This window comes from Streptomyces sp. NPDC023838 (genome assembly GCF_040639555.1).
GTDB lineage: Bacteria > Actinomycetota > Actinomycetes > Streptomycetales > Streptomycetaceae > Streptomyces.
In genome coordinates this window covers 1-8,550 of record NZ_JBFAAD010000018.1, presented here as the reverse complement: position 1 = coordinate 8,550, position 8,550 = coordinate 1, and the positions used below count along the sequence as shown (strand labels likewise).

The 8,550-nt window shown below is 70.6% G+C and carries 8 protein-coding genes; 5 read left to right on the top strand and 3 right to left on the bottom strand.

Annotated features, from left to right (window positions below; genetic code table 11):
* Window positions 1-341 precede the first annotated feature (341 nt).
* On the top strand, window positions 342-2,297 hold the full coding sequence (locus tag AB0G17_RS21885) for a serine/threonine-protein kinase (RefSeq protein ID WP_361385558.1): 1,956 nt from the start codon (window positions 342-344) through the stop codon (window positions 2,295-2,297).
* A gap of 79 nt (window positions 2,298-2,376) precedes the next feature.
* Here AB0G17_RS21885 and AB0G17_RS21880 read toward each other — a convergent pair whose 3' ends face one another.
* Window positions 2,377-2,886 carry a hypothetical protein gene (locus AB0G17_RS21880; protein ID WP_361385186.1) on the bottom strand — a complete coding sequence of 170 codons (510 nt, stop codon included), beginning with the start codon at window positions 2,884-2,886 and terminating at the stop codon, window positions 2,377-2,379.
* 70 nt (window positions 2,887-2,956) lie between these two features.
* Window positions 2,957-3,439, bottom strand: coding sequence for a hypothetical protein (locus tag AB0G17_RS21875; protein WP_361385183.1), 483 nt, complete (start codon window positions 3,437-3,439; stop codon window positions 2,957-2,959).
* A 158-nt stretch (window positions 3,440-3,597) separates the two neighbouring features.
* Between AB0G17_RS21875 and AB0G17_RS21870 the strand changes: the two genes are divergently transcribed.
* Genes AB0G17_RS21870 through AB0G17_RS21860 form a run of 3 tightly spaced genes read left to right on the top strand, consistent with a single transcriptional unit; the run spans window position 3,598 to window position 5,861 of the window.
* The gene (locus AB0G17_RS21870) at window positions 3,598-4,434 is read left to right on the top strand and encodes a helix-turn-helix transcriptional regulator (protein ID WP_361385180.1); all 837 of its coding nucleotides are present in this window, start codon (window positions 3,598-3,600) and stop codon (window positions 4,432-4,434) included.
* The gene (locus AB0G17_RS21865) at window positions 4,431-4,670 is read left to right on the top strand and encodes a DUF397 domain-containing protein (RefSeq protein WP_361385177.1); all 240 of its coding nucleotides are present in this window, start codon (window positions 4,431-4,433) and stop codon (window positions 4,668-4,670) included. Before AB0G17_RS21870 ends, AB0G17_RS21865 begins: the two co-directional genes overlap by 4 nt.
* Before the next feature lie 60 nt (window positions 4,671-4,730).
* Window positions 4,731-5,861, top strand: a complete 1,131-nt coding sequence (locus AB0G17_RS21860) for a serine/threonine-protein kinase (protein ID WP_361385174.1) — start codon at window positions 4,731-4,733, stop codon at window positions 5,859-5,861.
* Between the two features lie 80 nt (window positions 5,862-5,941).
* Here the strand turns inward: AB0G17_RS21860 and AB0G17_RS21855 are convergent, their stop codons facing one another.
* On the bottom strand, window positions 5,942-7,225 hold the full coding sequence (locus AB0G17_RS21855; RefSeq protein ID WP_361385171.1) for an adenylosuccinate synthase: 1,284 nt from the start codon (window positions 7,223-7,225) through the stop codon (window positions 5,942-5,944).
* Window positions 7,226-7,368: 143 nt separating this feature from the next.
* Between AB0G17_RS21855 and AB0G17_RS21850 the strand changes: the two genes are divergently transcribed.
* Complete coding sequence (locus AB0G17_RS21850; RefSeq protein ID WP_361385169.1) at window positions 7,369-8,229, top strand: diacylglycerol kinase; 861 nt, start codon at window positions 7,369-7,371, stop codon at window positions 8,227-8,229.
* Window positions 8,230-8,550: the final 321 nt, after the last annotated feature.

The window sequence follows — 8,550 nt, the reverse complement described above, 5'->3', positions numbered from 1 at the left end:
GAGTTCCCCGCGCCCCTAAAAGCCGGCCGTCGGTCAGGCGCGGGTCCGCTTGGGCTGAGCGCGCAGTTCCCCGCGCCCCTTGAGGCGGCCCTGGATGCCGCGCAGCGGCATGTCAGGGGCGCGGGGAACTGCGCGACCAGCCCGCTACGGTCCGCAGACAAACACCGGACCAGATGCCGCGCAGCGGCACTTCAAGGGGCGCGGGGAACTGCGCGACCAGCCCCCACTCACCCGCAGACGAAAACCGGGCCAGAAAGGGGGCGCGGTGGGGCCAAGGGCGTCGCGGGCGCACTATCCTCAGCCCGATGAGCTCGTTCGAGCGGGGGGAGGCGACGGGCGCCATGGAGAAACTGGGGGCCGGCGATCCGCAAAGGATCGGCGCGTATCGGATACTCGCACGGCTCGGCGCAGGCGGCATGGGCCAGGTCTACCTCGCCCGCTCCGACCGAGGCCGAACCGTCGCGGTCAAGCTCGTACGACAGGAGCTCGCCGAGCGCGAGGAGTTCCGCGGCCGGTTCCGCCAGGAGGTACAGGCGGCCCGCCGCATCGGCGGCCACTGGACCGCCCCCGTCCTGGACGCCGACACCGAGGCCCCCGTCCCCTGGGTGGCCACCGGATACGTGGCAGGCCCCAGCCTCCACACCGTCGTCTCCGGCGCCCACGGCCCCCTCCCCGAACGTTCCGTCCGCATCCTCGCGAGCGGCCTCGCCCACGCCCTCCAGGACATCCACACCGCCGGCCTGATCCACCGCGATCTGAAGCCCTCCAACGTCCTGATCACCATCGACGGCCCCCGCGTCATCGACTTCGGCATAGCCCGGGCCCTGGAGACCGTCACCGACGGCGGTCTGACCCGCACCGGCGCCCTGGTGGGCTCGCCCGGCTTCATGGCGCCCGAGCAGGTGCGCGGCGACCGCATCACGCCCGCCTGCGACGTCTTCTGCCTCGGGTCGGTGCTGGCGTACGCGTCGAGCGGGAAGCTGCCGTTCGGCGGGGGCGACAGCGGGGTGCACGCGCTGATGTTCCGGATCGCGCAGGAGCCGCCGCAGCTGGACGCGGTACCGGAGTCGCTGCGCGACCTCGTACGGGACTGTCTGCACAAGTCCCCCGAGTCCCGGCCCACGCTCGCCGCGATCCTGGACCGCCTGGGCCCCGAGGACGCGGCGACGGGCCCCTGGCTCCCCGGCCCCCTGGTGGCCGAACTCGGCAGCCACGCCGTGCAGTTGCTGGACGTGGAGGACCCGGAGAGCGGCACGCCCCAGACCCCCTCCGAGACCCCGGCCCAGGCCCCGTCCCAGGCCTCGCCCCAGACCCCCTCCGAGACCCCGGCCCTGCCCTCGGCCGAGCGCCCGGCTCTCCCCCCGGCCCCGCCCCCCATGCCCGCGCTCCCGCCGAGCCCTCCGGCAGCCGGCACCCCCGCGAACCCCGCCACCCCGGACGTCCACGCGACCCCCACCATGATCTCCCCCAACGGAACGGGACCGGTCCCCTACGGCTCGGCCCCCTCCGGCCCGGGCCACCCCGGCGCGGCCACCCCGCCGCCGCCTCCCCCGCCCTGGATCAACGGCGGACAGCCCGCCCACAGCTACCCGCCCCAGCACCAACACCCGTACCAGCAACAGCAGTCGTACCAGCACGCCGCGTACGGCTACCCGCACCCGAACCCTCCGTACGGGTACGGCCCGCCCCCGCCCACCCGGGAGGAGCCGCCGCGCCGCAACACCAAGTCGACGGTCGCGCTGATCGCGGTCGCGCTCGTGGTGGCGCTCGGCGCGGGCGGTGCGGTGTACGCGTACATGGAGCACCCCCTGGACAAGAAGAAGAACACGGCGGGCAGCACACCGGCACCCAAGTCCCCCTCGGACAGCCCGAGTTCGAGCCCGGACGACTCCCCGTCCGCCTCGCCCACCCCCAGCGCGAGCGCCCCGGGCGACATCCCCAAGAAGTACCTCGGCACCTGGACCGGCTGGATCGACAACGACACCGGGCGACAACCCCGCCGCCTCGTCCTGAGCCCCGGCAAGGTCGGCGACCAGGTCATGACCCTCACGGCGGACGGCCCGTACAGCAGCACCAGCCAGTACCACTGCGTCTTCCGCGCCACCCTCACCACGGCCCCCACCGGCCCCGACGACCCGATCCACCTCGGCCCGTCCACGGTCGAGAAGGGCGAACCGGCCTCCGCCTGCACCCCCGGCGCCCCGACGACCCTGACGATCCTCCCCGACGGCCGTCTGCGCCGCGAGAACGACAAGGGCGAACTGGTCACGTACGACAGGGTGTCGGAGGGGCAGTAGGCCCGCGCCTCGCGCCTCCGACACCCGGTCACCGACACCCGGTCACCGAGACCCGGTCACCGACTCACGCCTCAGCGGATCACCGGTTCCACGTCTGGTACCCGTTGTTCGGATTACATCCTTCTTGGTGGAACAGCAGACCCAGCTGTCCCGAATCGAGGCAGGACCGCTGCCCGAAGGTGAAGAACTGCCACCCGTTCGACTCCGAACCGGTCATCGCCCATATTTGCGAAGGGTTGTTGGAGTCGCACGACTTGGCCTCGGCGGTCCACGCGCTCACCGCCTGGAGACACCGCCCCGAGCTGAATTTGATCTGCACGTTGGAGTACCCGGTGTCCGGCTGCCCCGAGGCCACCTTCACCCAGCCCCCGGAAGTGAAGCAGCCCGTTTCGAGCGCATAGCTGCCGGCGTTCCTGCTGGCGATGCAGGTGCCGTGCGTCGAGTTGTACAGGAGGTCCCAGGTCTGGTTGTAGTACGCCTGCGCAGCCCCCGTTCCGGCTACCATCGCGACGGTCGTCATCGTCCCCACGGCCGCCACGGAACCGACCTTGCTCTTCAGGACGCGGCCAATGCCCTTGGTCAACTTCACAGTTAGCCTCCCGGCTGGATCCAACGACTGGTTGCGGGAGGCATTCTGAGCACGCTGCGGGACCCGTCGGCTACGGATTCGTGCGATCTTGGACGACCTGGGACGGGCTGGGACGACCTGGGACGTCCTCCGGCGACGCGAGGATCTGCTGCGCGACCGTGCGCAGCAGCAGGGTGTGGACGAACCGGTCCGCCGTCGTCGGCGGGCAGCGCCACGACAGCGGCCAGGTCGAACCCCTCAGCGCCGGTACGGGTACGTAACTGACCCGCCCCGCCGCCGTGTTGAAGCGGGTCACGCCGGGCGGCCAGCTGCGGTGGGAGGTGGAGCGGGGCGCCACAAGGAAGTACACCCCGCGCCGCCCGCTCGCCTCCGCGACGATCGGGCCCGGATCGCCACCCGTCATCCGCTCCAGCGCGTCCGCGATCCGCCGCCCGGCGTCCCCGTCCACCCGTACGGCATCGAATTGCACTCCCGCTTTTCTGAGACGGAACCCGGAAGCCGGAATCCAGTCCGGGACGAAATCAAGGTTTACGACGCGGTTTCGTGTATCCACGAAGACAGCTTCGCCCCGTCCCGCTAGCGTTTTCCATGACCGCACCGAGGGCGTCGCGCAAGCGTTGATCTGCTCGAACTCCCTTCGTATGCAGTCGAATTCGGCGGGGACGAGTTGAGACCGGTTGAGTCCGGTTGAGTCGGAATCGGTGGTCGAAAATGGCACGAGCGGAGAACAAGAAGACGGCAGGTCCGGCGTCCCGGATGGTCGCGGAGATGGCACGCAGGCTGCGCCTGCGGAAGGGGTGGTCACAGGACCGGCTGGGCGTGGAAATCGGCTTCTCCGGCGCGGCGGTGAGCGCCATGGAAACCCTCGCGCAACCCGCGAGCGACCAGATGCTGGTGAAACTGGAGGAGGTACTCGGGGAGGGCATGGAGTTCTTCGAGAACGCGCGGACGTACGTACGGCTTGAGAAGTATCCGGTGCAGTTCCAGAACTACTCGCTTCTTGAGCAGGAGGCGGTGGTGCTGCGGCTGTACGCCACGCTCGTCATCCACGGTCTGTTCCAGACCGAGGCGTACGCGCGGGCGCTCATCGGGGGAGGGTATCCGCCCCTGTCGGAGGAGAGGGTGGAGGAACTGGTCGAGGCGAGGATGGCGCGGAAGGCGCTGTTCGACCGGGAGCCGACTGCGTTGATCGAGGTGGTGCTGGAGGAGTCGGTCCTGCGGAGGACAATCGGCAGCCCGGAGATCATGCGCGACCAGTTGCTCTACCTGGCGGAGTGCGGTCGCAGGCGCAACGTGACTCTCCAGGTGCTGCCGTTGGACACGGGGCTGTGTGGAGAGCATCCGGGCGACAACGGCCCGATGGAGCTGGTTGAGACTCCGGAACACGACCACCTGGTCTACCTGGAGATTCAGTACCAGAGCCTGTTGATCTCCGATCCTGCCAAGGTGAGTACGTACGCCCAGCGTTATGCGAAGATCCGGGCACAGGCCCTGGGTCCTCGTGAATCGCTGGGTCTCATCGAGCGGTTGGCAGGAGAGCACAGATGAGCAACACCCTGCGGTGGTTCAAGTCCAGCTACAGCAGCGGCAGCGGTGGCGACTGCGTAGAGGTAGCCATGGAGTGGCACAAGTCGACATACAGCGACTCCAGCGGCGGCTCATGCGTCGAGGTAGCCACCTGTCCCCACGCCGTCCACGTCCGCGACTCCAAACTGTCCGACGGCGGCCCCACCTTCGAGGTCGCCCCGGACGTCTGGGCTCGGTTCGTCGGCTGGGCCACCTGAGCGGCGGGGCGGGTAGACGATCGCCTGACGCGCCCCTCCCCGCTGTGCCACCATCCCGTCATGGATGACCTGGCTGCGGGGGACCCCTCCCACATCGGCCCGTTCCGGCTGCTCGGAAGGCTCGGGGCGGGCGGGATGGGGCGGGTCTATCTGGGCCGGTCGGCGAGCGGGCGTGTGGCTGCGGTCAAGCTCGTACGGGAGGAGTACGCGCACCGGGACCAGTTCCGCGCGCGGTTCGCCCGTGAGGTGACGGCCGCGCGGCAGGTGGACAGCGAGTGGGCCGCGCGCGTCCTCGACGCGGACGCGCGCGCCGAGATCCCGTGGGTCGCGACGGCGTACGTGGCCGGGCCCAGCCTCCAGGACGTCGTGGGCCGGGACTTCGGGCCGCTGCCGGAGCCGTCGCTGTCGGCGCTCGGGCACCGGCTGGCGCTGGCGCTGGCGGACATCCACAGCGCGGGGCTGGTCCACCGCGATCTGAAGCCGTCCCACGTCCTGCTCACCCTGTGGGGGCCGTGCGTCATCGACTTCGGGATCACGGGCGCGCTGAGCGCGTCCGCGGGCCCGGGGGTGGTCGTCGGGTCTCCGGGGTTCATGTCGCCCGAGCAGATGCGCGGCGAGCCGGTCACCCCGGCCGGGGACGTGTTCTGCCTGGGCGTGGTGCTGGCGTACGCGGCGACCGGGCGAATGGCGTTCGGCCGGTCCGAGGGCGGCCTCGCGTCGATGATGCTCCGCGTCGCGCACGAGGAGCCGGACCTGGTGGGCGTTCCGGCGCAGCTGCTGCCCGTCGTACGGGCGTGCCTGCACAAGGATCCGGCGCGGCGGCCGACGCCGGGGCAGCTCGCCGAGCACCTGGCGTACGGGAGCGTCGGCGACTCCTGGTTACCCCGCGAGGTGCGGCTCCAAGTCGCCCGCCACGCTGAGGTCTTGCGGAATTCCGGCTTGCCCGCCGGTCACCGGCGGCGGCAATACCTGCCCCCGGTCCCCGAGGACGTATACCGGCCCGATCCACCGCCGCCGCCGCCGAGCATGGGCATGCCGAGAGGGCACGCGTACCCTCGAGTTGCTGTCAGCCGTGCACGGACGGGGGCGTGGAGGTCACGCAGGCGCGCGCGTCGCACAGGCGCCCTGCTCCTCGGCCTCGTGCTCCTCGCCCTCGTCGCCGCCTGGCTCATCGTCCGGTACGTCACCTGACGGCCGGATGACGGCCGGATGACGGCGGGGCCGCCGGGAGTGCATCCCGGCGGCCCCGCCACCACAACCGAACGTCGCGCCTACAGGAACGAGTTGATCTCGATCGTCTCGGTCCGGCCGGGGCCGACACCGATCGCGGAGATCGGCGCGCCCGACATCTCCTCCAGCGCCTTCACGTACGCCTGCGCGTTCTTCGGCAGGTCGGAGAAGGTCTGGGCCTTGGTGATGTCCTCGGACCAGCCCGGCAGCATCTCGTAGATCGGCTTCGCGTGGTGGAAGTCGGTCTGGGAGTACGGGAGCTCCTCGACGCGCTTGCCGTCGATCTCGTACGCCACGCAGACCGGGATCTGCTCCCAGCCGGTCAGGACGTCGAGCTTGGTGAGGAAGAAGTCCGTGAGGCCGTTGACGCGGGTCGCGTAACGGGCGATCACGGCGTCGAACCAGCCACAGCGGCGGTCGCGGCCCGTCGTCACACCGCGCTCGCCGCCGATGCGGCGCAGGTCCTCGCCGTCCTTGTCGAAGAGCTCGGTCGGGAACGGGCCCGCCCCGACGCGCGTCGTGTAGGCCTTGAGGATGCCGATGACGCGGCTGATCTTCGTGGGGCCGACGCCCGCACCCGTGCAGGCGCCGCCCGCGGTCGGGTTCGACGAGGTCACGAAGGGGTACGTGCCGTGGTCGACGTCCAGGAGCGTGCCCTGGCCGCCCTCGAAGAGGACGACCTTGCCGTCGTCGATGGCGTCGTTGAGGATCAGCGTCGTGTCGGCCACGAACGGCTTGATCTGCTCCGCGTACTGGAGCATCTCCTCGACGATCTTCTCGGACTCGATCGCGCGGCGGTTGAAGACCTTGGCGAGGAGCTGGTTCTTGGACTCCAGCGCCGCCTCGACCTTCTGCATCAGGATCGACTCGTCGTACAGGTCCTGGACGCGGATGCCGACGCGGTTGATCTTGTCCGCGTAGGTCGGTCCGATGCCGCGACCGGTGGTGCCGATCTTGCGGGAGCCGAGGAACCGTTCCGTCACCTTGTCCAGGGTGACGTTGTACGGCGTGATCAGGTGAGCGTTACCGCTGATGAGCAGCTTGGACGTGTCGACGCCACGCTCGTTCAGCCCGCTCAGCTCGGAGAGCAGGACCGCCGGGTCGACGACGACTCCGTTGCCGATGACCGGGGTACACCCCGGCGAGAGGATCCCGGAAGGGAGAAGATGCAGCGCGTACTTCTGGTCGCCGACGACGACGGTGTGGCCGGCGTTGTTGCCGCCCTGGTAGCGCACTACATAGTCAACGGATCCACCGAGCAGGTCGGTGGCCTTTCCCTTGCCTTCGTCACCCCACTGAGCACCGAGCAGCACAAGTGCGGGCACAGGCGTACACCCCTTCCGGGCGGGGCATGTCCAAGGTCAGGGGCTTGTCGCCGCCTCACCAATGTGCCCCGGAATAGACGAAGCCCCTGGCGCAATAGCGCAAGGGGCTCTTGCACAAAGATGCTACCCGAGGAAGGACCGAAGTGTCGGCTGCCGACCAGCTACTGGTGGTCATCGACCCGGTCGCCCGCCGTATCGACGGCGAGTCCGTACGGATCGCGAAAGATGTTCTGTGTGCGGGTGCACAGGCGAAAATATGCTGGCCGGAGGGGGTGGAGGAGTTCTCCCGGGCGCTGGCGAGGCGGGGTGGGCGGCGGCCGGTGGTGGTGGGTGACGATCGGACGCTGCTACGTACTGTGACGTTGCTCCAACGGGACCGGGGCGGGCTGGGCGCGGGGTCGGACGCGGCTTCGGACGCGGCGTCGGACGCGGCTTCGGCGCCGGCGCTTTCGCTGGTGCCCGTGGGCACCGCCCGTTCGGTGGAAATCGCCAGGTCACTGGGGGTGCCGATGGGGGCCGTGGCGGCGGCGCGGGCGGTCCTGGACGGGGTTCCGCGGCGGCTGGACCTGCTGGTCGACGAGAGCGGGGGCGTGGTGCTGGGGGATCTGTGCATCCCGGCGCCGATGCGGGTCGCCGCGCCCACGGTGTGGGGTACGTGCCGCTCGCTCGTCCGCACGCTGGTGCGGGCGCCCGTGGCGTTGCCGGTCGCGGCGGCCGTGGCGCACCGGTTGCGGGTGGAGGCGGACGGGGTGCTCCTGTCCGACCTCGACCTTCCGGTCGCGGGTGTGTCGGTCGGGTCCGGGGACGGGGTGGCGCATGTGGTGATCCAGCCGCGGGTGGGGGCGGTGGTGCGGGTGCGGGCGCGGGTGGTGACGGTGTCCGTGGTGGGGGACGGGTTCCGGTACCGGGCGGGGGTGGTGGTGGGGGGGCCGGTGCGGAGTCGGACGTGGACGGCGGGTTCGTGGACCCTGACGCTGCCGTCCCCCACCCCGCCCGTTCCCTAAACCCTCCGGGGGCTCCGGGGTGCCGCTCTCTTTCGCCTGCGACCCCGGTGGGGGCTTGTCGGCCCGGTGCTCGTCTGCGGGCCGGTGGTGGGCTGATCGCGCAGTTCCCCGCGCCCCTTATCGGCCCGGTACTCGCCTGCGGGCCGGTGGAGGGTTGCTCGCGCAGTTCCCCGCGCCCCTAAAAGATCCGGTCGGCTGCGGGCCGGTGGAGGGCTGCTCGCGCAGTTCCCCGCGCCCCTGGATGCGCCCCTTCGGGGCGCCCAGGGGATTGCCGCGCAGCGGCATCTAAGGGGCGCGGGGAACTGCGCGACCAGCCCCCAC

Bases quoted from the DNA above. Each gene is read 5' to 3' on its own strand.
- AB0G17_RS21885 (WP_361385558.1), top strand. From the start codon at position 342: ATGGAGAAACTGGGGGCCGGCGATCCGCAAAGGATCGGCGCGTATCGG.
- AB0G17_RS21870 (WP_361385180.1), top strand. From the start codon at position 3,598: ATGGCACGAGCGGAGAACAAGAAGACGGCAGGTCCGGCGTCCCGGATG.
- AB0G17_RS21865 (WP_361385177.1), top strand. From the start codon at position 4,431: ATGAGCAACACCCTGCGGTGGTTCAAGTCCAGCTACAGCAGCGGCAGC.
- AB0G17_RS21860 (WP_361385174.1), top strand. From the start codon at position 4,731: ATGGATGACCTGGCTGCGGGGGACCCCTCCCACATCGGCCCGTTCCGG.